A 21379-nucleotide genomic window follows, 5' to 3' on the forward strand; every position below is an offset into this window, starting at 1 on the left:
TGGGCAAGGCGGTCGCCTGCAAGGCTAACCTGTGCCCGTGCCCAGACCCTTCAACGCCACTGCCACCGGGATGCCGCGTGAGGTGGCAGTGTTGGCGGCCATCGCCTTCTGCGTCGCCGTTGGTTTTGGTGTGATGGTGCCGGTACTGCCGGTCTTCGCCCGCAGTTTCCAGGTGACCAACCTGATGGTGGGGATGGTGATCAGCTCCTTTGCCGCGATGCGGTTGCTGATGAGCCCCGCCTGCGCCCCGCTGATCACCCGCTTCGGGGAGCGCACCGTGCTGGGAGTGGGGATGTTCATCGTCGCCGCCTCTTCCGGTGCTGCCGGTCTGGCGACGACATTCTGGGCGCTGATGGCGATGCGGGCGCTGGGTGGTATCGGGTCGGCGATGTTCACCGTCGCCGCCATGACGTTGTTGCTGCGCACCGTCGAACCGCAGCTGCGGGGCCGGGCCAGCGCGCTCTATTCCGGCGGCTTCCTGATCGGTGGCATGGCGGGCCCGGCGGTGGGCGGCATCTTTGCCGCGATCTCGCTGACCGCCCCCTTCTTCTTCTACGCCGCCACGCTGGGGGTGGCGGGGGTGATCGGCCTGCTGCTGCTGGGCAAGCCGCAGCAAGACCTGGACCGCGCCGAGAAGCCGGCGATGCCCCTGGGCGAGGCGGTGCGCGACGTGCGCTACCGGGCGGCTTGTGTCACCAATTTCGCGCAGGGCTGGCAGTCCTTCGGGGTGCGCAGCTCGCTGGTTCCCGTGCTGGTGGTGGAGGGACTGCACCGGACCCCGTCGTGGACCGGGATCGCCTTCGCGATCGCGGCCGTGGCGCAGACCCTGGCGCTGGGGCCGGTGGGGCGCGCGGTGGACACCATCGGCCGACGTCCGTTGATGATCCTGGCGGGGCTGTTCACCGGCGTCGCGGCGCTGGCGATGCCGTGGTCCAGCTCCATCTGGGTGCTGACCGGCATCCTGTGTGTCTACGGGATCGGCTCGGCGGCGCACTCCACCGCCCCCACCGCCGTGGTGGGCGATGTCACCGCCGGCCGCGGCGGCACCCCAATTGCCGTGTTCAGCATGATGAGCGACCTGGGCGCCATCATCGGGCCACTGGCCGCCGGGGCGCTGGCCGACGCCTTCGGCCTGGGGCTGGCCTTCGGGATCGGCGGTGCGTTGTTGCTGGTTGGCGCCGGATTCTCCTGGCTGATGCCCCGCACCCCCGTCCATCACCTCCCCGAGGAGACCGCATGACCGCCAAGCCGCTGAGCCAGATCGTCGCGCCGGACTGGGCCGAGGCTCTGGCACCCGTCGAAGCCCAGGTTCACCAGCTGGGCGACTTCCTGCGATCCGAGATTGCGGCGGGCCGCAACTACCTGCCCGCCGGTGACCGGGTGCTGCGCGCCTTCAGCCGTCCGCTGGCCGACGTCCGGGTGCTGATCGTCGGGCAGGATCCGTACCCGACGCCGGGTCATCCCGTGGGGCTGAGTTTCAGCGTCGAGCCCGATGTGCGGCCGATTCCCCGCAGTTTGCAGAACATCTACTCCGAGCTGCGCGACGACCTGGGGATCGAGCCGGCCCCACACGGCGACCTCTCCGCCTGGTTCGAGCAGGGCGTCCTGCTGCTGAACCGGGTGCTGACGGTGCGTCCTGGAGCCGCCGGTTCCCACCGCGGCAAGGGCTGGGAACAGGTCACCCAGTGTGCCATCGAGGCCCTGGTGGCGCGCGGCGGCCCGCTGGTGGCCATCCTGTGGGGACGTGACGCGCAGTCGCTGACGCCGATGCTGGGCGACATCCCGATCATCGCCAGCCCGCATCCCTCCCCGCTCTCGGCCCGGTCCGGCTTCTTCGGCTCGCGGCCGTTCAGCCGGGCCAACCAGTTGCTGACCGAGCAGGGGGCGGCACCGATCGACTGGCGCCTGCCGAGCTGACCGTCACCCCTGTCTGGTCAGCCGCGAGGCCAGGTGAGGTTGCAGGTCCAGCCCCATCGCCGCCATCGCATAGCCCGTGACCAGCTGCGCACCCTGGATCCGCAGCTCTCGTCGGCTGGCGATGACCGGTTTGGCCGACGGGGTGCTGTCCACCCGGCAGTCGATCAGCAGGGTGAAGGGATCCGGCTCCAGGGTGCCCGCACCGATCTCGGTCTGACCGGTGGGCAGGGCCATGGTGATCTCCACCTGGCCGGGGCCGGGGGCGCGCAGGTAACCCATCTCCACGTGCATCGGCTTGCCCTGGGTGTTCCAGGTGCGCTGGTGGTAGACGAGGAAGGGCTTGCCGACGTCGGCAAAGGTGATCTCCTCGACGTAGTCGAAGGCGGTGATGGTGGGATACGCGCCGTGGCCCTCACCCTTCCAGGTGCCGATCAGCGGGGCGAGCGCGTCCAGGGGTGCGAAGGTCATGCCTCGAGCCTAGTTTCGGCCACGGTGCGACGCGGCACGCTAGCGTGTGGCACATGCCACTCTTCCACCGCATCTTTGGTGACCCCCTGGACCGCAGCTTCCCCGGCAGCCAGACGGCGTACTTCGCGATGGGTTGCTTCTGGGGTGCGGAGAAGCTCTTCTGGCAGCTCGACGGGGTGCTGTCCACTGCCGTCGGATACCAGGGCGGGCACCTGGCCAACCCCAGCTACGAGCAGACCTGCACCGGCACCACCGGGCACGCGGAGACGGTGCGGGTGGTCTTCGACCCGTCGGTGATCTCCTACCAGGACTTGGTGCGCGTCTTCTTCGAGAACCATGACCCGACGCAGGGTGACCGACAGGGCAATGACGTCGGCAGCCAGTACCGCTCCGCCCTGTTCACCGTCGACGAGGAGCAGCGCGCGGTCGCAGAACGGATCCGGGACGCCTTCCAGCAGAACCTGACCCGGGCCGGTTACGGCCGGATCACCACCAGCATCCAACCGGCCCCGGACTTCTGGCTGGCCGAGGACTACCACCAGCAGTACCTGGACCGAGTACCGAATGGTTACTGCCCGGTGCACGCGACGGGTTGCGTCTTGTGAGCTGCGACGGGAGCAGTCCGGCCCAGGCCCCGTCGAGGGGGCGCGCCGGTCTGCTGGCCGCGGCCGTCGTGCTGACCACCCAGGCGGCGGCCCGCGCCTGGCAGGGATTCGCGCCCTTCGGCCACCAGGCCCGAAATCCCAATGACCTGTGGAACCAGTTCCTGCCCTGGCATGCCGTCTTCGGCCGCATCCTGCGGGGCCAGGGGCCCAACAGCCTGACCTTCTCCTGGGACTCGGGGCTGGGCGTGCCGATGCTGGGTGACTACGCCACCTATCTGGGCAGCCCCTGGTCGCTGCTGGTGGCCCTGGCTCCCCCGCAGCGGCTGGAGGTGGTGATGTGGCTGAGCGTGGTCGGGCGGATGGCGGTGGCCGCCGCCCTGATGGCCACCTGCCTGCTCCTGCTGCGGCCGTCGCGGCAGTGGTGGCTGGCCGGGGCGCTGGGCGCCTGCTACGCGTCGTGCGTGTGGACGGTGGACGATGCCTCGTACGTCCCGATGTGGCTGGACGGTCTGGCGGCCTTCCCACTGCTGGTGATGGTGGGCTTGTGGTCCCTGGCGGGCAGGCGGCCCGTCGTCGGGATCCTGGCCGTGGCCCTGTGTTTCTGGTCCAACTACTACTCGGCCTACATGGCCGCGCTCGGGGCCGGCGTCGTGGTGCTGGCCGTCGCCCTGGCCGCGCGGTCCGGTTGGCGAGCCGTGGGGACGGGGATGGCTCGCTTCGTCGGGCGCGGCGTGGTCGGCTGCCTGCTGTGCCTGGTGGTGCTGTGGCCCACGCTGGTGGCCGTGCGCAGCGCAATCCCGGGAGCGACGGCCGAATTCGTCCCCCTCGCCTGGGCTGACCTGCTCCCCTCCCTGCTGCCCGCCACGGCGCGCGTCGGGATGGCGCCCGGTTTCGCGGTGGCCGCCCCCGTTCTGGTGCTCGCGCTCGGGCTCCCCCTGGCCCGGCTCCCCCGCCGGATGCGCTGGGTGGGCAGCATCACCGGCGTCGCGACGCTGTGCTCCATGAACTGGCCGCCCACGCAACGGGCCTGGCACCTGTTCGTGGTGCCCAATGGCAGTTCCTTCCGCGCGGCCTTCGTCGTGTCCGGCCTACTGGTGATCGCCGCCTGGCTGGTGCTCGGGGGCCTCACCCGGGCGGCACTGGGGCTGGGCGTGGCCCTGACACTCGCCCTGGCCGGGCTGCAGGCCACCTCCGGGATCCACACGGCCACCTGGTGGACCTGGGGCGGCCTGCTGTGCTGGGGGCTCGCGGGGGCCGGCTGGTGGGTGCTGCGCGGCCACCAGCGCCGCCTGGCGGCCGCCGCCGGCGCCCTGCTGCTGCTCCTGGACCTGACCTGCAGCACCGTCGCGGTGCAGCGACGGGAGGCCACCATCGTCCGGCTGCACCCGAACAGCACCCGGATGGCCGGGGCGGCCCAGGTGGCCGCGGCCTGGGACGCGCGCCCCAGCACGGCCGATCCCCTGCCCCGGGCGGTGCTGCCCACGGATCGGGGCTCGAACCTGTCGGCGCTGCTGGGAATCCCCGGCTCGATGTACTACTCCAGCCTGGCCCAGCCCCCGCAACGGGCCCTAGCGGAGGGCCTCGGCATCAAGTGGGGGCACTACGGCCGGGCCCTGGGGCAACCCGACCCGACCCTGGCCGCGATGCTCGGCTTCGGCACGACGATTGCCGTCGACGGCGACCCGGTGCGGGGAGCCGCGGACCACGCCCCCGCCTATCCCCTGGTGCGGTTGGCTCCCGATCCCGACGGCACCGGCGGAGACGGGGCCTTCTCCGCCCGCAATGCGTTGGCCGGATCACCCGTCTACCAGGTGCCCAGCGTGCAGCTCACCGACGACGCCGGCACCCGTCGCCTGGCGCGCCAGGCCACCGTACAGGGCCGGCGGGCCGAGGTGACGGTGGCCTGCCAGCCCGGTTCCCGGGTGCAGTTCCACGTCGTGGGCGGGGTCCTGGACCTCCGGGTGCAGTCCGGCGGTGCGGTCCGGCTGCGGGACCGGTCCCGCAAGCTCAACACGGGGATCGTCGACTGGGGCCAGGTACCGGCGTCGGGGAGCGTCACCCTGCGGTTGGACAATGTGGAACACGCCGTCCTGGGGCCGGGGGCCGTCGGGTGCCTCGACGAGGCACGCGCACGGCAGGCCCTGGCCCGCCAGGTGGCCCCGTCGACGACGCGGGTGGCGGGCGGCAGCCTGTCGGCCCAGTTCGCCACGCCGGTCCGCGGCGACGTCGTGGTGGCCACCACTCCCCTTGCGGGGTGGGCCTGCACGGCCGATGATCAGCCGGTGGCGGTGCGGGAGCGGGCCGGACTGATGGCGCTACGGCTGGACGGCCAACGAGACGTGTCCTGCCGCTTCCACACCCCGGGCCTGCCCACCGGCCTGGCCGGGAGCCTGGCCGGGCTCCTGCTGCTGGCGATCGTGACCGTGCGCGCCCGGGCCCGGCGACCGGCCACGGGTGCGCCGGCGACGATCACGCGGCCTGCGCTGCCTCCCGACGCCGGCTCCGGGCGGTGAGGGTGTCGACGATGTGTGCAATGGCGGCGTCGCCGGTGACATTCGTCGCGGTGCCGAAGGAGTCGATGGCGATGTAAGTGGCGATCATCAGCCCCACCTGCGCCTCGTTGAAGCCCAACTGGCTGGTGAGCAGGGCGGTGGCAGTCATGATCGCGCCGCCGGGCACGCCGGGGGCGGCCACCATCATGATGCCCAGCAGCATGATGAAGCCGACGATCACGCCGGTCTTGATCGGCATGCCGTAGAGGATCATCACGGCCAGGCTGAAGCAGGTGATCTTGATGGTGGAGCCGGCCAGATGGATGGTCGCGCACAGCGGGATCACGAAGGAGGCCACCGGCTCGGACACCCCGGAGGCGATGGCCTGGCGCAGGGTCACCGGGATGGTGGCGGCCGACGAGGAGGTGCCCAGGGCGGTCGCATAGGCGGGCAGCATGGTCTTGAGCATCACCAGGGGGTTGCGGTGGGCGATCGCCCCGGCCACCGAATACTGGATCAGCAGCAGGATCACGGTGAGCGTGAAGACCATCACGATCACACCCAGGAAGGTGGTGATCACCCGGAAGACCTCACCGGCGGCGGTCATGTTCAGGAAGATGCCGAAGATGTAGATCGGCAGCAGCGGGATGATGGTCTTGACGATCACCAGCTCGATGATCTCGCGGAACTCCACCAGGCCCCGATGGATCACGTCGCCCTTGATCACGGTCAGCGCGACGCCCACCAGGAAGGCCAGGATCAACGCCGTCATCACCCCCATCGCGGGCGGCATCTCCACCTTGAAGAAGGGCGCCAGCAGGGCTTCCTCTGGATTGGAGACGTCCACCACGCCCTTGCCCTTGAGCAGCCGGGGCAGCACGGCCATGGAAACGGCAAAGCCCATGAAACCGGCGAACAACGTTGACCCGTACGCGATGGCGGTGGTGATCGCCAGCCACTTCCCGGCGCCGACGCCGAGCTCGCTGATGGCCGGGGCGATCAAGCCCAGGATGATGAGCGGGATCACGAAGCCGAGGTAGTTGCCGAACAGGCCGTTGAAGGTGACGAAGACCCGCACGAGGAAGGTGGGGAAGAACAGTCCACAGACGACGCCAAGGACGATGGCGATCAGAATCTTGGGAAGCAGCCCGAGCCGCTTGCGTGGTGCATCCATGAAGGGCAGCGTAGGGCCAGTGGTGTCCCCGCGGGAAGGGTGTCGCCCGCCCGGATTATGAGTTCTTGGTTCCTACACCCGTCGCCGCCGCTCCAGCTCCCCCAATCCCCCGGCCAGCCGCGCCAGCAATTCCTGTCGCTCCTGCTGGGCCAGCTCCGCCTTGAGGGCATCCTGCTTGGCGCGACGCCGCACCTCGCCAACGGCGAGGACCAGCGCGATCAGGACCGGTTTGCCGTGTTCCAGGGTCCACCAGACCCACTCCGGAACCTCAAATTCCGGGATCAGGTACCAGGGCAGCCAGGACAGGTCGATGCTCGGCCACGGAATGCTCGGCCACGGAATGCTCGGCCACGGGATGCTGGGCCAGGCAATGTCCGGCCACGGAATGCTGGGCAGATCGACGTCGGGGATCAGGCCGAGCAGGAACTTGACCACCGGCTCCAGCAGCACCTTGACCATCGCACCAAGGCCGAGCAGTCCGATCACCACCCCGAGCACGGCGACCAGCACGTCCAGCCCGGCATAGAGCCGGGGATGGGCCCGCTCCCGCGCCAGCCGGCGGTGCGCTCTGGAACCTTCCTCCGGCTCCAGGTCCACCTCCCGGCCGTCACGGTGCAGGGTGGCTCGCCGGATGCGCCCGGTGCGGGTCAACCGCACTTCCACCCGGCCATGCTCGTCCGCGTCCTTGGGTTCCAGCGTGACCTCCGTGGCGAAGGTGGCATCCCGATGGGCTTGCTCCTCGCCGTCCACCCACAGGCTCAGCCGCGGACTCGGCCCCCGGTTGGACTGCAGCACGTAGCGATGCCCGTGCAGCACGATCAGGTGCCGCTGCACCCCGGATTCGGTCACCCGAAACCCTCCAATCTTGGCTGACGGGGCGGTTCCCGTCACCTGACCACCCTGTCAGGGCACGGGGTTCAGCCGGGTCAACCAGAGGTGGACAATCCACCTACGACTGGAGGGTGACTCCGGCCCGACGAGCGGCCTGCGGGTCGTCGACGTCAGCCACCAGCTCCTCCTCCAACGGCACCAGCTTGGCGTGCAGGCCGCGCATCAGGCGCCTCACGCCCACGCCGCGCGCCTCGGCCTCGACGGGAACCGCCGCCCGCAGGGCGTCCAGCCGGTAGCGCGCGGAGAGGTACTGCGGCCAGCTCTCCAGATCCAACGGCACCAGCGCCTCGTGGTCCGCCCAGTCAAGACCGTCCAGCGCGGCCACCAGGTCAACGGCGCGCGGCAGGTCGCAACAGAGCACCTGCACCGTCTCCACCTGATGCTCCTCAAGGGCTGCGAGCCCGGCGGCCAGACCCGCGCTGGGGCCACCGCCGGGGGGATCCTCCCGGGTCAGGATGCAGCCGGGCACGTCGGTCAGCAGCGACGCAAGCTCCGGTGGCCCCACCACCACGATCGGGCTGAAGGTGGCGCAGGCATCGACCGCATGGCGCAGCAGCGTCCTGCCCGCCAACTGCAGCGTGGCCTTGGGCGTACCCATCCGTCGGGACTGCCCGCCGGCCAGGATGATCGAGGCGCGTGTCATGGCACGAGGGTATCGCTGGTGGTCACCCGGGGAATCCTCACAACCCGGCGCTCACTAGGTATTTTCGTCACGGAAAAGTCACCGATTAATTTCCCCGAAATTCTCCGAATCAACTACGCATTGTCGCCCCGCGCATGGTTTCATTCTGTGCATGACTGACACTGCGCGCACCGACGGGGCAGCCTCCAACGCCCTGCTGAAGTTCGGCCGCTTCTTCACCAAATGGGACGAGACCGACGACGGCCGCGCCGTCTTCCGCGAGGGTGGCCGCAAGGGCGACGTCTTCTACCGCGACCGGTGGAGCCATGACAAGGTGGTGCGCTCCACCCATGGCGTGAACTGCACCGGCTCCTGCTCCTGGAAGGTCTACGTCAAGGACGGCATCATCACCTGGGAGTCGCAGCAGACCGACTACCCCACCACCGGCGCCGATCGCCCGGAGTACGAGCCGCGCGGCTGCCCCCGCGGCGCCGCCTTCAGCTGGTACACCTACTCCCCAACCCGGGTGCGCTACCCCTATGCCCGCGCCTCGCTGGTGGAGATGTACCGCGAGGCCCGGCAGCGGCTGGGCGATCCCGTGGAGGCCTTCCGCGAGGTCAGCACCGACCCCCAGAAGCGTCGCCGCTACCAGAGCGGCCGCGGCAAGGGCGGTCTGGTGCGGATCAGCTGGGAGGAGGCGCTGGAGATCAGCGCCGCCAGCTATGTCAACACCATCAAGAACTACGGCCCGGACCGGCTGGTCTCCTTCAGCCCGATCCCGGCGATGAGCCAGGTCAGCCACGCCATCGGCACCCGCTTCACCCACCTGCTGGGTGGCGCCATGACCTCCTTCTACGACTGGTATGCCGACCTGCCGGTGGCCAGCCCGCAGGTCTTCGGTGACCAGACCGACGTGCCGGAGTCCGGCGACTGGTGGGATTCCACCTACCTGATGATGTGGGGCTCCAATGTCCCGCTGACCCGCACCCCGGACGCGCACTGGATGGCCGAGGTGCGCTACCGCGGCACCAAGGTGGTCACCGTCGCGCCCGACTATGCCGACAACGTGAAGTTCGCCGACGAGTGGCTGCCCGCCCAGGCCGGCACCGACGCCGCCCTGGCGATGAGCATGGGCCACGTGATCCTCAAGGAGAACTACGTCGACCGGCAGGTGCCCTTCTTCACCGACTACGTGAAGCAGTACACGGACCTGACCATGCTGGTCCGGCTGACCGACCACCCCGACGGCCACGGCCTGACCGCCTCGAAGTTCCTGGTGGCCGCGGACCTGCCGGAGCAGTCCTGGCAGTCCGACGCCCACTTCAAGACGGTGATCTGGGACAAGGCCACCGGCGCCCCCGCCGTCCCCAAGGGCTCGATGGGCTTCCGGCACAACAAGGACGACGAGGGCAACTGGAACCTGAAGCTGGATGGACTGGACCCGGCGCTCAGCATGCTGGAGGTCGACGGCCATGAGGACGTCGAGATCGTGCTCCCCTGCTTCGAGGACCCGCGCGGCGAGGGCTCCATCATCACCCGCGGCGTGCCCACCCGGACCATCAATGGCGAGCGCTACTGCACGGTGCTGGACCTGATGCTGGCCCAGTACGGCGTTGGCCGCGACGGGCTGCCGGGCCAGTGGGCGGCCGGCTACGACGACGTCAACACCCCCTACACCCCGGCCTGGCAGGCGGAGATCACCAGCGTGCCGGCCGAAGCCTGCATCCGGATTGCCCGCGAGTTCGCCCAGAACTCGGAGGAGTCCCAGGGCCGCACCATGATCATCATCGGCGCCGGCATCTGCCACTGGTACCACGCCGACGTCACCTACCGGGCGATCATGGCGCTGCTGATGCTCACCGGCTGCATCGGCCGCAATGGCGGCGGCTGGGCACACTACGTCGGGCAGGAGAAGTGCCGTCCGATGACCGGCTGGTTCAACATGGCCAATGCCCTGGATTGGAGCCGCCCCCCGCGCACCATGATCGGCACCGGCTACTGGTACATGCACACGGACCAGTGGCGCACCGACGGCTTCAGCGCCGACGCGATCACCTCCCCACTGAGCACCGGCGCCCTCGACGGGATGCACGCCGCCGACGCGATGGCCACCGCCAACCGGCTGGGCTGGATGCCCTTCTACCCGCAGTTCGACCGCAATCCGCTGGACCTGGCGGACCAGGCCCAGGCTGCGGTGGACGCAGGCGAGGCCGCCAGCGTGCAGGAATGGGTGGCCCGGGAGCTGAAGGAGGGCCGACTGAAGAGCGCGATCGAGGACGTCGACGCGCCCCAGAACTGGCCCCGCAACCTGATCCTGTGGCGCTCCAACCTGTTCGGCAGCTCCGCCAAGGGTGAGGAGTACTTCCTCAAGCACCTGTTGGGCACCCACAACAATGTGATGGAGAACGGGCACGGCGACGGGCTGGAGCACCGCCCCAAGACGGTGACCTTCCACGACGAGGCGCCGCAGGGCAAGCTGGACCTGTTGATCACCAGCGACTTCCGGATGACCTCGTCGACGCTGCTGTCCGACATCGTCTTCCCGGCCGCCACCTGGTACGAGAAGTACGACATCTCCTCGACCGACATGCACCCCTATGTGCACGCCTTCACCCCGGCGATCGACCCGCCGTGGGAGGCGGCCAGCGACTTCATCACCTTCCGTCGGCTGGCCGAGGCGATCAGCAAGCTGGCCGCCAAGCACCTGGGCGTCCGCAAGGACCTGGTCGCCGTGCCGATGCAGCACGACACCCCGGGCGAGCTGGCCCAGCCCGGCGGCCACGTGCCGGACTGGAAGGACACCGACCTGCCGGCCATCCCGGGCAAGAACCTGCCCAACCTGATGATGGTGGAGCGGGACTACACCGCGATCGCGGACAAGCTGCTCTCGGTTGGCCCGCTGGCCGACCGGCTGGGCTTCACCACCAAGGCCGTCACCTTCGACGTGCAACACGCGGTGGACAGGCTGGCGAAGCTGCACGGCGTCTTCGATTCCGGACCGGCCGCGGGCCGCCCCGCGATCGACACCGACGAGCGGCTGGCCGAGGCCATCCTGACCTTCTCCGGCACGACGAATGGTGAGCTGGCCACCCAGGGCTTCAAGACCCTGGAGAAGCGCACCGGGGTGAAGCTGGCCGACCTCTCCGAGGGCTCGGAGGAGAAGATCATCAGCTATGTCCAGACCCAGCAGGCGCCGCAGCCGGTGATCACCTCCCCGGAATGGTCCGGCTCCGAGACCGGCGGGCGGCGCTACGCCGCCTTCACTATCAACACCGAGCGGCTCAAGCCGTGGCACACACTGAGTGGCCGGATGCACTTCTTCCTGGACCACGACTGGATGATCGACGCCGGCGAGCAGCTGCCCATCTACCGCCCGCCGCTGAACATGGCCCGCGCCTACGGCGAGCCGGAGATCGGCGCCCGGGGGGAGAAGGCGATCACGCTGCGCTACCTGACGGTGCACAACAAGTGGTCCATCCACTCCGAGTACCAGGACAACCTGTTCATGCTCTCCCTGGGCCGGGGCGGACCCCAGGCCTGGCTGAGTGTCAACGACGCGGCCGCGATCGACGTCAAGGACAACGACTGGGTGGAGTGCACCAATGCCAACGGCGTCTTCGTCGCCCGCGCGGTGGTCACCCACAAGCTGCCGGACGGGATCGCCTACGTCCAGCATGCCCAGGAACGCACCATCGACGTCCCCAAGTCGGAGGCGACGGGCCGCCGTGGCGGCATCCACAACTCCGTCACCCGGATCCTGCTCAAGCCGACCCACCTGATCGGTGGCTACGCCCACCAGGCCTATGCCTTCAACTACGTCGGCCCCACCGGCGTCAACCGAGACATCATCTCCACCATCCGCAAGCGCTCCCAGGAGGTTCAGTACTGATGCGAGTCATGGCACAGGTTGCGATGGTGATGAACCTGGACAAGTGCATCGGCTGCCACACCTGTTCGGTCACCTGCAAGCAGGCATGGACCAACCGGGCCGGCACCGAGTACGTCTGGTTCAACAATGTGGAGACCCGTCCCGGGCAGGGCTATCCGCGTCGCTATGAGGACCAGGAGAAGTGGCAGGGCGGTTGGGTGCGCACCCCGTCGGGTGGGCTGAAGCTGAAGTCCGGTGGCCGGTTCAAGAAGCTGCTCAGCATCTTCGCCTCTCCGGTGCAGCCGGGGCTGGAGGACTACTACGAGCCGTGGACCTATGACTACGAGACGCTGACCAATGCCCCGCTGGGCGACGACTTCCCGGTGGCCCGGCCGAAGAGCCTGATCACCGGCAAGGACACCAAGATCACCTATTCAGCCAACTGGGACGACTCGCTGGGCGGCACCGCCCAGGCCGACGACCCGATCGTGCAGAAGCTGCAGCAGGAGGCCTCGGACAAGATCAAGTTCGAGTACGAGAAGAGCTTCATGTTCTTCCTGCCCCGGATCTGCGAGCACTGCCTGAACCCCTCCTGCATGGCCTCCTGCCCCTCGGGCGCGATCTACAAGCGCTCCGAGGATGGGATCGTGCTGGTGGACCAGGACCGCTGCCGCGGCTGGCGGCAGTGCATCACCGGCTGCCCGTACAAGAAGATCTACTTCAACCACCGCTCCGGCAAGGCCGAGAAGTGCACCTTCTGCTACCCGCGGCTGGAAGCCGGCATCCCGACGGTCTGCTCCGAGACCTGCGTCGGCCGGCTGCGCTACATCGGCATCATCCTGTACGACGCGGATGCCGTGACCCGGGCGGCCGCCACCGAGAATGACAAGGACCTCTACCAGGCCCAGCTGGACGTGATGCTGGACCCGCACGACCCGCAGGTGCTGGCCGAGGCGCGCAAGTCCGGCATCCCGTCGGACTGGCTCACCGCGGCCCAGAAGTCCCCGGTCTACGCCCTGATCAAGCACTTCAAGGTGGCGCTGCCGCTTCACCCGGAGTACCGCACCATGCCGATGGTCTGGTACATCCCGCCGCTGTCGCCGGTGGTGGACCTGCTGCGGGAGCAGGGGCACGACGCCGAGGCCGCCGGCAACCTGTTCGGTGCGATCGACGCGCTGCGGATCCCGGTGGAATACCTGGCCGAGCTGTTCACCGCCGGGGACACCCGGATCATCACCGACGTGCTGCAGAAACTGGCCGCGATGCGTTCCTACATGCGCGGCGTCACCCTGCACCGGGAACGCGACGTCGAGCTGGCCGCCGCCGTCGGGCTCACACCGGAGGCGATGGAGCAGATGTACCGGCTGCTGGCGATTGCCAAGTACGACGAGCGCTACGTGATCCCCAAGGCGCACATCGAACAGGCACACAACCTGGAGGAGATGGGTTGCAGCCTGGACTTCGACGGGGGCCCCGGAATGAACGAGGAGGGTCCCTTCGGCTCCTCCTCGCGTGGGCCGGTGCCGGTGGCGATCGAGACCTACCAGTCGATCAAGGCGCGCCAGGCGGCCGCTGAGGCCGACGCCGCTCCCCCGCCGCTGATGCCGTCGGCTGACGGCCTGCCCGGGGTTGATCGCAGTGGCGTCGACTGGTCCCGCGTCGAACAGGAACCGCGTCCATGACCAGCGCGGTCACCAACCTGGATTCCAGCCAGATCTGCTATCAGGTGGCCTCCCTGCTGCTCAGCTATCCCGACGAGGAACTCCTCGGCCGGTTGCCCGTGTTGCGCGCGGCCATCGCGGAGACGCCCTTCGCGCCCGCCTTTGCCGCCACCTTCGGCCATCTGGAGTCGCAGAGCCTGACCGAGTCCCAGAGCTTCCACGTGCAGGAGTTCGACATCTCCCGTCGGCATGCCCTGCACCTGAGCTACTGGACCGACGGCGACACCCGCCGCCGGGGCGAGGTGCTGGCCGGGATCAAGCAGGTCTACCGGGATTCGGGGCTGTTGGTGGATCTTGGCGGCGAGCTGCCGGACCATCTGCCGCTGGTGCTGGAATTCGCGGCGCTGGGTGACCCGCAGCGCGGCACCGAGTTGCTGACCCGCTACCGCCCCAGCCTGGAGCTCTTGCGGATGCAACTGGAGCGCGACGACCTGCCCCAGGCCGGGATCCTGCAGGCCCTGTGCTCGACGCTGCCGGGCCGCTCCCCCAGCACCCGGGCCGAGGTGCAGGCCATGGTGGACGCGGCGATGCCCGTCGAGCAGGTGGGCCTGGAGGGCTATGGCGGGGACTTCCTCGGCATGCCCACGGCCACCCCGGATGCCATTCCCACCCCGGCGGCCGAGCCTGTCGAGGCCCCCCGGCCCTCCCTGATCTCCCGTCTCACTGGCCGTTCCAAGGAGAAGAAGCAGTGAACACCTTCCTGTGGGGCATGCTCCCCTATGCCTGCGTCACGCTGCTGATCGGCGGCACCATCTGGCGCTACCAGAATGACCAGTTCGGCTGGACCACCCGCAGCTCGCAGCTGTACGAGAGCACGCTGCTCAAGATCGCCTCTCCCCTGTTCCACTTCGGCATCCTGGCCGTGGCGGCGGGGCACTTCATGGGCCTGGTGATCCCCAAGTCCTGGACCGACGCGATCGGCTTCAGCCAGCACAACTACCACCTGTTGGCCATGGGCGGCGGCCTGGTGGCCGCGGCCGCCACCATCATTGGCCTGGTGATGCTCATCTGGCGTCGCCGCACCACCGGCGAGGTCTTCAACGCCACCACCACCAATGACAAGGCGATGTACGTCTTCCTGGCGGCGGCGATCATCTTGGGAACCTGCGCGACGTTGTTCGGCGCGCACGCCCCGGACGGCACCGAGCACAACTACCGGGAGACCGTCTCCCCGTGGTTCCGCTCGCTGTTCACCTTCCAGCCCGATGTCGAGGCCATGACCAAGGCCACCCTGCCCTTCCACCTGCACGTCCTGGCGGCCCTGCTGCTCTTTGCCATCTGGCCCTTCACCCGGCTGGTGCACGCCTTCACCGCACCCCTGCACTACCTCTTCCGGCCCTACATCGTCTACCGCAGCCGGGACGGCGTCGCGACGCCGTCCAGCCAGGGCACCGGCGGCCGACGCGGCTGGGACCCCATCGGTACCCCTGACAGAAAGACTCGTCGATGAGCACCACCACTTCCCCGGCCCCGCAGCTGCGCGGCCAACTGGGTCAGGTCATCCTGGCCACCCTGGCCTCCTGCACCGGCTTCTGGGCCTGGATGTCCATTGCCCCCATGCAGAAGACCTATGCCACCTCGATGGGCCTGAAGGAGGGCCAGATCGCCATGATCCTGGCCACCCCGGTGATCGTCGGCTCGCTGGGCCGCATCCTGGTGGGCGCGCTGACCGACCGCTTGGGCGGCCGCAAGATGTTCACCGCCATCCTGCTGCTCTCGGCCCCGGCTGTGGTGCTGGTCTCCGTCGCGGGCCAGATGAAGAACTACCCGCTGCTGATCGCCGCCGGCTTCTACTTGGGCATTGCCGGCACCATCTTCGCCGTCGGCATCCCCTTCTCCAGCGCTTGGTATGCCGCGGAGAAGCGCGGCTTCGCCAATGGTGTCTTCGGGATGGGCATGATCGGCACGGCCGTCGCGGCCTTCGTCACCCCTCGCCTGGTCAAGGCGCTGGGCTATGCCACCGCCCACTACGTGATCGCGGGGATCGTCGTCGCCGTGGCCGCCCTGGTTTGGTTCACCATGAAGGAGTCCCCCGCCTGGGAGCCGCAGCACCAGCCGCTGGTGCCGCGGATCACGGCCGCGCTCAAGTTGGCCATCACCTGGGAAATGTGCTTCCTCTACGCCATCGTCTTCGGTGGATTCGTGGCCTTTTCCACCTTCCTCACCAAGTACCTGACCACCGTCTACCCGCACCTGGACACGGTGGCCGCCGCCAACCGGATGGGCACCTTCGTGATCGCCGCCGTGCTGGCCCGCCCCTTCGGTGGTGTGCTGGCGGACAAGATCGGCCCCAAGATCGTCACCTTGGCCTCGCTGGCCGGCGTCGCCGCCATGGCCTTCGTCGCCTCCACCCAGCCCAAGGAGGGCGCCCTGACCGGCCTGACCTTCCTGTTCATGGCCGCCTGCCTCGGGCTGGGTCAGGGTTCGGTCTTCGGCTGGGTGCCGCGGGTCTCGCCCAAGGACAAGGTGGGCGCCATCTCCGGCACCGTCGCCGCCGCCGGCGGCCTGGGTGGCTACTTCCCGCCGCTGGTGATGGCCGCCACCTATGACGCCGCCACCCACTCCTACGCCAAGGGCTTGTGGGCGCTGGTGGCCACCGCGGTGCTGGGGATTGCCCTGGCCTTCGTGCTGAAGGAGAAGCGCGAGGCGTGAGCGCGTACTCCCCCGCCGCCGACGAGCCCGTCTCTCTGGATGCCCACCGCATCCGGGTAGGCGGGCTCGTCACCCCTCTCCCCGTGGTGTCCGAGCCGCTGCTCGGCTGCCACGGTCTGCTTCTGGCCGGCCATGTCCGGGCCGTCATCCCGGTGCCGGCCTTCGACTGCTCCGCGATGGACGGCTTCTGCCTGCGCCGCAGTGACCTGGCAACGACGCCGATGGTGCTTCCCGTCGACGGTGAGCTGCCCGCTGGCGCCGCCCCGTTCTCTCCCGCCCCCGGACATGCGGTGCGGATCATGACCGGCGCCCGGATCCCCGACGGCTGTGACGTGGTGGTGCCGGTGGAGCTCACCGACGCCGCCCCGGGCGCTGGGCCGGTGCCCGCTTCGGTGACCATCCTGCGCTCGGAGGAGCGCTGCCACATCCGCCCCGCCGGGGAGGACGTGGCCGTCGACGACCTGCTGCTCACCGCGGGTACCGTGCTGGGCGCCACCGAGCTGGCCGCCGCGGCCGCCACCGGTCTGACCACCCTTCCGGTCCGGCGTCGACCCCGGGTGCTGGTGATCACCACTGGCGACGAACTGTCGGACCCGGGCCACACCCTGGGCCCGGCGCAGATCCCGGACTCCAATTCCGTGCTGGTGGCCGCCACCCTGCGGGAGCTGGGCGCCGAGCCGCTGACCGTCCGCCATGCCGGGGACCATCACCAGGCCATCGACCGGATCCTCGACGAGCTGACCGAGCTGCCGGACCTGGTGGTCACCACCGGCGGGGTGTCGGTGGGCTCACACGACGTGCTGCAGGAATGGGCTGCCCACTCCCCCCGGGCTCGGCTGCGGCTGGGCAGTGTGGCGATGACCCCGGGCAAGCCGCAGGGTTGGGGTCATGTGCTGCTGGCCGGCCGGGAGGTCGCGATGATCGCCCTGCCCGGGAATCCGGTGGCGGTGCACGTCGGGCTGCAGCTCTTCGTCCGGGCCGTGCTGGATGCCCTGACCGGTACCCCGGACTCCCGTCGGCTGCTGACCTGCCGCGCGGGCGAGAATTTCGGCACCCGCCCCGGCCGGACCCGGCTGGTGGACGTGATGCTCCGCGACGGTCTGGCGCTGCCGGCGCCCGGCGGGCACGGCTCGCACCGGATCGGGACCCTGCACCGGGCGGACGGTCTGGCCATCGTTGCGGACGACGTCGCTGCGGGCTCGCCCGTCCAGGTGCTGCTGACCCGCTGACCGGCCGTGAGGGCCCATCCCGAAGGTCTGAACTCCGCCCTCCCCACCGCTCAGCGCGGGCGGCCGGACAGGTCCCGGAGCAGGTCCGGCAACAGTTCCGCGAGGAGCTCGGCCACATCCCTGGCGCCCCCGCGCGAGCTGGGCGCATTGAGCACGAAGACCCGCCCTTCGGGCGTCTCCACCAGACCGGCGTGCGCGCGGGAGAGCAGCGCGACGCCGGTCTTGGCCGCTCCCCGACGCCGGATCTCCTCCGCAATCCCGGGCAGTTCCAGCAGCCCGAGCGCGGCGGTCTGGTCGCTGACCACATCCCCGGGGCGGATGCCGGTCCCGCCAATGGTTATCACCACGCGGGCGGTGGCCACGGCCGCGCGCAGGGCCTTGGCGACGGAATCGGCGTCGCTGGCGACGATACTGCTGGCCACCTCACAGCCGGCAGCCTCCAGCGCCAGTTGGATCACGGGGCCGGCGCGGTTCTCCCCGGGGTCGGTGAGCGCACGATCGGAGACGACGATGATCTGTGCGGCGGGGTTTTGGCCCATGGTGGTCATCCCCCTGCCTCAGCCGCCGGTGAAGGGCGGCAGGACGTCGATCACGCAGGCGGTCTGCGGCCACGGGTCGTCGCCGGGTATGGAGCGGCCATCGGCCAGGAAGGAACACCGGCCCAGGACCTGCTCGGCCCCGGGATGCAGCTCGGCGAGCACCGCACGCACGGTCTGCTCACCGTCCTTCTGGTCTGGCCAGTCGGCGGCCATCTCATCCTCCGTCACTCCCGCGGCCTCGGCGGCCCCGGCGAACCAGCGAATCTGCATCTCAGCCTCCAATGGCATTCATGGGTCGGGCAGGTTGGATGAAGTGGGTGCCGAAGCCGCCGGCGTCACTGCCGTGCGCGCGGGGCTTGGCCCACATGGCGTCGGCCCACAAACCGGCCAGCTCCTCGTCGCTGGCACCGGCACGCAAGGGCGTGCGCAGGTCGGTCTCGGTCTGGGAGAACAGGCAGGAGCGCAGCTGTCCGTCGGCGCTGATCCGGGTGCGGTCGCAGGCCGCGCAGAAGGGTTCGGTGACCGAGGCGACGATCCCGACGGTGCCGAGCACCCGGCCGGCGTCCAGCACCTCCCAGCGTTCGGCCGGGGCCGGCCCCCGTCCGGGCAGGGAACGCAGCTGGTAGCGCTGCTCGATTCGGCCCCGGATGTCCGCGGCGCTGATCAGGTTCTCCCGGGCCCAGTCCCGGGTGGCGCCAATGGGCATCTGCTCGATGATGCGCAGCTCGGCTCCCTCGGCCAGGCAATAACCCAACAGGTCCAGTAGTTCGCCGTCGTTCACGTCCTGGAGCAGCACCGAGTTGATCTTGACCGGCCCCAGGCCGGCGGCGACGCTGGCCCGGATCCCGGCGAGCACCCGGCTCAGCCCGTCGCGCCGGGTGAGCCGCCGGAAGGTGTCCTCGTGCACCGTGTCCAGCGAGACGTTCACCCTGGTCAACCCCGCCCGGGCAAGATCATCGGCACGCTCGGCCAAGCCGACGCCATTGGTGGTCAACGCGATCTCCACCGCGGGATGCTGCCCGTGGATGGCCGCGACGATCCCGTTCAGGTCGGGCCGGGTGAGGGGTTCGCCACCGGTCAGCCTGATCTTGGTGATCCCCAGCTGGCTGATGCCAATGTGTGCCAGGCGGGCCAACTCATCGCCCTCCAGAATGGTGGCCCGCGGCAGCCAGGTCACGCCGCTGGCGGGTAGGCAGTAGGTGCACCGCAGATTGCACACGTCGGTGACGGACAGCCGCAGATCGCTCGCCCGGCGGCCGAAGCGGTCCACCAGCTGCCCAGAAGTCATGCTCGACATACTACGGCCTTGTCCGTGCAAAGCAGTAGCCACCGCGTATCCTGTCGGCATGCCCCATGCCGCTGTGCTGCCCCATCCGCTGGACCCCCGACGTGCCCGGGAGGCCGTACTGGATTCCCGGATGGGCGCCTGTGTGCTCTTCGAGGGCGTGGTCCGCAACCATGACCATGGCCGCGGCGTCATCGCCCTTGCCTACAGCGCGCACCCGGATGCCGCGGCAGCGATGGCCGCCGTCGTGACCGAGGTGGAGTCCGAGTTCGGGGTGAACGCATTCGCCGAACACCGGACCGGGGACCTGACGATCGGTGACGTGGCCCTGGTGGCCGCCTGTGCCAGCGCCCACCGGGCCGAGGCCTTCGCGGCGTGTTCTGCGCTGGTGGACCGGATCAAGGAGCGAGTGCCGGTGTGGAAGAACCAGGTCTTCGACGACGGCAGCACGGAATGGGTGGGTCTTGGTGACTGCTGAGCACACCACCCAAGAGACCTGGCTGCGCCAACAGGCCCTCCTGGGCGACGGCGGTCAGCAGCGGCTGGCCGACTCCCGGGTGCTGGTGGTGGGTTGCGGCGGCCTGGGGGCCGGCGCCATTCCCGCGCTGGTGGCCGCAGGGATCGGCCGGATCACCCTGATGGATGACGACGTCGTCGCCCCCTCCAACCTGAACCGGCAGACCCTGTTCAACGCGGCTGATGTGGGCCGCCCCAAGGTGGAGCTGGCCACCGCCCGGATGCGCGCCCTGTCCCCCAGTCTGTCCATCACGCCGCTGGACCACCGGCTGACCGGCCAGGACGTGGCCCTGGTGGCCGAGCACGACGTGGTGGTGGACTGCACGGATCGGATGGCCTCCCGGGCCGCCATCTCCACGGCCTGCCGCGCCGCCGGGGTACCCTGGGTGTGGGCCGCCATCGACGGCTGGAGCGCCGTGCTGAGCGTCTTCCTCCCCGGACACACCCAATGGGAGGACGTGGTGACCCATCGCGAGGAGGCGCCGGCTCCCCCGGACATCCTGGGTGCCACTCCCGCCCTGGCGGGAGCTTGGCAGGCAGCCGAGACCGTGAAGATCCTCACTGGTCTGGGCCGCCCTCTGCTGGATCGGTTGGCCATCGTCGACCTGCGCACCGCTGACGTGCGCTTCGTGGACCTGCAACCACGCGGGCCCAAGAGCTGACCTGCCTGCCCGATGCCGTCACAATGGAGGATGTACACCCTACCGAGAGGCACATCATGAGCTTCAGCGAGTCGCTGCTCAATCCTACGAATCGTCCCCAGGTGGTCCAGGCGATCAGCACCGTCATTGACCAGGAGGTGGCCGGCAAGGGCGGCCTAGGCGGCATGGCGCTCAAGGGCGCCTACGCCAGCGCCAAGAAGATGAAGGATGGCATTGTGGTCAAGGGCACCAATGCCATGCTGCCGGACATCGCCGCGGCGCTGGAGCCGTACTGGAATGCCAAGGGTGACCAGGACTTCGGCGCCTACCTGGCCAGCCGGTCCGGTGAGGTGGCCGACGACCTGCTGACGGTGGCCGACGCGAAGGCAGCCTCCCCCGACAATGCCGCGATCGCCAAGCTCTACAAGCCAATCCGTGGCAAGGCCAAGGGTTACGTGGAAGAGGCCCTGCCCCGGCTGGCCGCTGCCCTGACGCCCTTCGTCTCCTGAGACTCCCTGGGGCCACTCCCCCGGGCCACGCCCAGTGCCTTGCCCGGGAAGCCGAAGGCCGGGCCTGGTCAGGGCATGCAAAACACCCCTTTGGGTGACCATTGCTGGTTACCCAAAGGGGTGTTTGTAAGTCCGGCGGTGTCCTAGTCTCCCACAGGGTCCCCCCTGCAGTACCATCGGCTCTAAAAGGCTTAACTTCCGGGTTCGGAATGGGACCGGGTGTTTCCCTTTTGACATGACCACCGAAACA

20 protein-coding genes and 1 rRNA gene are annotated in these 21379 nt (G+C 69.3%); 13 read left to right on the plus strand and 8 right to left on the minus strand.

Annotated elements, in window-relative coordinates; genetic code table 11:
* The first annotated feature begins 37 nt into the window (after positions 1–37).
* A complete protein-coding gene (locus tag AAEX60_RS14445; RefSeq protein WP_342104295.1) occupies positions 38–1240 on the plus strand; it encodes an MFS transporter in 1203 nt (400 codons plus the stop codon).
* Positions 1237–1917, plus strand: a complete 681-nt coding sequence (locus AAEX60_RS14450) for a uracil-DNA glycosylase (protein ID WP_342104297.1) — start codon at positions 1237–1239, stop codon at positions 1915–1917. The genes AAEX60_RS14445 and AAEX60_RS14450 overlap by 4 nt, the downstream gene beginning before the upstream one ends.
* A 3-nt stretch (positions 1918–1920) precedes the next feature.
* Here the strand turns inward: AAEX60_RS14450 and AAEX60_RS14455 are convergent, their stop codons facing one another.
* Positions 1921–2385 (minus strand): FABP family protein, encoded by a 465-nt coding sequence (locus AAEX60_RS14455; protein WP_342104299.1) that lies wholly within the window; start codon positions 2383–2385, stop codon positions 1921–1923.
* A 53-nt stretch (positions 2386–2438) separates the two neighbouring features.
* On the opposite strand from AAEX60_RS14455, the gene msrA reads away from it, so the two are divergent.
* Both msrA and AAEX60_RS14465 read left to right on the plus strand, forming a co-directional pair.
* A complete protein-coding gene (msrA, locus tag AAEX60_RS14460) occupies positions 2439–2990 on the plus strand; it encodes a peptide-methionine (S)-S-oxide reductase MsrA (protein ID WP_342104301.1) in 552 nt (183 codons plus the stop codon).
* Complete coding sequence (locus tag AAEX60_RS14465; protein WP_342104303.1) at positions 2987–5503, plus strand: YfhO family protein; 2517 nt, start codon at positions 2987–2989, stop codon at positions 5501–5503. Before msrA ends, AAEX60_RS14465 begins: the two co-directional genes overlap by 4 nt.
* On the opposite strand, the gene AAEX60_RS14470 is transcribed toward AAEX60_RS14465, so the two are convergent.
* The 3 genes from AAEX60_RS14470 to mobA form a co-directional block, all read right to left on the minus strand.
* The gene (locus AAEX60_RS14470) at positions 5460–6656 is read right to left on the minus strand and encodes a dicarboxylate/amino acid:cation symporter (protein WP_342104305.1); all 1197 of its coding nucleotides are present in this window, start codon (positions 6654–6656) and stop codon (positions 5460–5462) included. The two genes, AAEX60_RS14465 and AAEX60_RS14470, sit on opposite strands and share 44 nt — an antisense overlap.
* Before the next feature lie 72 nt (positions 6657–6728).
* Positions 6729–7505 carry a hypothetical protein gene (locus AAEX60_RS14475; protein ID WP_342104307.1) on the minus strand — a complete coding sequence of 259 codons (777 nt, stop codon included), beginning with the start codon at positions 7503–7505 and terminating at the stop codon, positions 6729–6731.
* 100 nt (positions 7506–7605) lie between these two features.
* On the minus strand, positions 7606–8190 hold the full coding sequence (gene mobA, locus AAEX60_RS14480; protein WP_342104309.1) for a molybdenum cofactor guanylyltransferase: 585 nt from the start codon (positions 8188–8190) through the stop codon (positions 7606–7608).
* A gap of 151 nt (positions 8191–8341) precedes the next feature.
* On the opposite strand from mobA, the gene AAEX60_RS14485 reads away from it, so the two are divergent.
* The 6 genes from AAEX60_RS14485 to AAEX60_RS14510 are packed head-to-tail and all read left to right on the plus strand — an operon-like array spanning position 8342 to position 17639.
* Complete coding sequence (locus tag AAEX60_RS14485; RefSeq protein WP_342104311.1) at positions 8342–12058, plus strand: nitrate reductase subunit alpha; 3717 nt, start codon at positions 8342–8344, stop codon at positions 12056–12058.
* Positions 12058–13719: a nitrate reductase subunit beta gene (gene narH, locus AAEX60_RS14490; RefSeq protein ID WP_342104314.1), complete on the plus strand. Its 1662-nt coding sequence runs from the start codon at positions 12058–12060 to the stop codon at positions 13717–13719. Before AAEX60_RS14485 ends, narH begins: the two co-directional genes overlap by 1 nt.
* The gene (narJ, locus tag AAEX60_RS14495; RefSeq protein ID WP_342104315.1) at positions 13716–14450 is read left to right on the plus strand and encodes a nitrate reductase molybdenum cofactor assembly chaperone; all 735 of its coding nucleotides are present in this window, start codon (positions 13716–13718) and stop codon (positions 14448–14450) included. Before narH ends, narJ begins: the two co-directional genes overlap by 4 nt.
* Complete coding sequence (gene narI, locus AAEX60_RS14500; RefSeq protein ID WP_342104317.1) at positions 14447–15208, plus strand: respiratory nitrate reductase subunit gamma; 762 nt, start codon at positions 14447–14449, stop codon at positions 15206–15208. The genes narJ and narI overlap by 4 nt, the downstream gene beginning before the upstream one ends.
* Entirely contained in the window at positions 15205–16410 is a 1206-nt protein-coding gene (locus AAEX60_RS14505; RefSeq protein ID WP_342104319.1) for an MFS transporter, read from the plus strand. The genes narI and AAEX60_RS14505 overlap by 4 nt, the downstream gene beginning before the upstream one ends.
* The gene (locus AAEX60_RS14510; protein ID WP_342104321.1) at positions 16407–17639 is read left to right on the plus strand and encodes a molybdopterin molybdotransferase MoeA; all 1233 of its coding nucleotides are present in this window, start codon (positions 16407–16409) and stop codon (positions 17637–17639) included. The genes AAEX60_RS14505 and AAEX60_RS14510 overlap by 4 nt, the downstream gene beginning before the upstream one ends.
* A gap of 50 nt (positions 17640–17689) precedes the next feature.
* Here the strand turns inward: AAEX60_RS14510 and AAEX60_RS14515 are convergent, their stop codons facing one another.
* From AAEX60_RS14515 to moaA, 3 genes are read right to left on the minus strand one after another with little or no spacing between them, the layout of a single operon-like run.
* A complete protein-coding gene (locus AAEX60_RS14515) occupies positions 17690–18187 on the minus strand; it encodes a molybdopterin-binding protein (protein WP_342104323.1) in 498 nt (165 codons plus the stop codon).
* Positions 18188–18196: 9 nt separating this feature from the next.
* Positions 18197–18448 (minus strand): MoaD/ThiS family protein, encoded by a 252-nt coding sequence (locus tag AAEX60_RS14520; protein WP_342104325.1) that lies wholly within the window; start codon positions 18446–18448, stop codon positions 18197–18199.
* A gap of 1 nt (position 18449) precedes the next feature.
* The gene (gene moaA, locus AAEX60_RS14525; RefSeq protein ID WP_342104327.1) at positions 18450–19466 is read right to left on the minus strand and encodes a GTP 3',8-cyclase MoaA; all 1017 of its coding nucleotides are present in this window, start codon (positions 19464–19466) and stop codon (positions 18450–18452) included.
* Positions 19467–19524: 58 nt separating this feature from the next.
* Between moaA and AAEX60_RS14530 the strand changes: the two genes are divergently transcribed.
* From AAEX60_RS14530 to AAEX60_RS14540, 3 genes are read left to right on the plus strand one after another with little or no spacing between them, the layout of a single operon-like run.
* Positions 19525–19941 carry a molybdenum cofactor biosynthesis protein MoaE gene (locus AAEX60_RS14530; RefSeq protein ID WP_342104329.1) on the plus strand — a complete coding sequence of 139 codons (417 nt, stop codon included), beginning with the start codon at positions 19525–19527 and terminating at the stop codon, positions 19939–19941.
* Positions 19931–20641 (plus strand): HesA/MoeB/ThiF family protein, encoded by a 711-nt coding sequence (locus AAEX60_RS14535; protein ID WP_342104331.1) that lies wholly within the window; start codon positions 19931–19933, stop codon positions 20639–20641. The genes AAEX60_RS14530 and AAEX60_RS14535 overlap by 11 nt, the downstream gene beginning before the upstream one ends.
* Positions 20642–20697: 56 nt before the next feature.
* A complete protein-coding gene (locus AAEX60_RS14540; protein ID WP_342104333.1) occupies positions 20698–21129 on the plus strand; it encodes a DUF6918 family protein in 432 nt (143 codons plus the stop codon).
* Positions 21130–21259: 130 nt separating this feature from the next.
* On the opposite strand, the gene rrf is transcribed toward AAEX60_RS14540, so the two are convergent.
* A 5S ribosomal RNA gene (gene rrf / locus AAEX60_RS14545) occupies positions 21260–21376 on the minus strand.
* Positions 21377–21379 lie beyond the last annotated feature (3 nt).

Origin of the sequence: Luteococcus sp. H101 (assembly GCF_038433155.1) — a bacterium.
Lineage (GTDB): Bacteria > Actinomycetota > Actinomycetes > Propionibacteriales > Propionibacteriaceae > Luteococcus.

What these genes read in the sequence shown, in the direction of transcription:
- moaA (WP_342104327.1), bottom strand. Translation starts at nt 19,466, where the DNA reads ATGACTTCTGGGCAGCTGGTGGACCGCTTCGGCCGCCGGGCGAGCGAT.
- narH (WP_342104314.1), top strand. Translation starts at nt 12,058, where the DNA reads ATGCGAGTCATGGCACAGGTTGCGATGGTGATGAACCTGGACAAGTGC.
- AAEX60_RS14540 (WP_342104333.1), top strand. Translation starts at nt 20,698, where the DNA reads ATGAGCTTCAGCGAGTCGCTGCTCAATCCTACGAATCGTCCCCAGGTG.
- AAEX60_RS14515 (WP_342104323.1), bottom strand. Translation starts at nt 18,187, where the DNA reads ATGACCACCATGGGCCAAAACCCCGCCGCACAGATCATCGTCGTCTCC.
- AAEX60_RS14505 (WP_342104319.1), top strand. Translation starts at nt 15,205, where the DNA reads ATGAGCACCACCACTTCCCCGGCCCCGCAGCTGCGCGGCCAACTGGGT.
- AAEX60_RS14450 (WP_342104297.1), top strand. Translation starts at nt 1,237, where the DNA reads ATGACCGCCAAGCCGCTGAGCCAGATCGTCGCGCCGGACTGGGCCGAG.
- mobA (WP_342104309.1), bottom strand. Translation starts at nt 8,190, where the DNA reads ATGACACGCGCCTCGATCATCCTGGCCGGCGGGCAGTCCCGACGGATG.
- narJ (WP_342104315.1), top strand. Translation starts at nt 13,716, where the DNA reads ATGACCAGCGCGGTCACCAACCTGGATTCCAGCCAGATCTGCTATCAG.
- AAEX60_RS14520 (WP_342104325.1), bottom strand. Translation starts at nt 18,448, where the DNA reads ATGCAGATTCGCTGGTTCGCCGGGGCCGCCGAGGCCGCGGGAGTGACG.
- AAEX60_RS14455 (WP_342104299.1), bottom strand. Translation starts at nt 2,385, where the DNA reads ATGACCTTCGCACCCCTGGACGCGCTCGCCCCGCTGATCGGCACCTGG.
- msrA (WP_342104301.1), top strand. Translation starts at nt 2,439, where the DNA reads ATGCCACTCTTCCACCGCATCTTTGGTGACCCCCTGGACCGCAGCTTC.
- AAEX60_RS14530 (WP_342104329.1), top strand. Translation starts at nt 19,525, where the DNA reads ATGCCCCATGCCGCTGTGCTGCCCCATCCGCTGGACCCCCGACGTGCC.
- AAEX60_RS14470 (WP_342104305.1), bottom strand. Translation starts at nt 6,656, where the DNA reads ATGGATGCACCACGCAAGCGGCTCGGGCTGCTTCCCAAGATTCTGATC.
- AAEX60_RS14485 (WP_342104311.1), top strand. Translation starts at nt 8,342, where the DNA reads ATGACTGACACTGCGCGCACCGACGGGGCAGCCTCCAACGCCCTGCTG.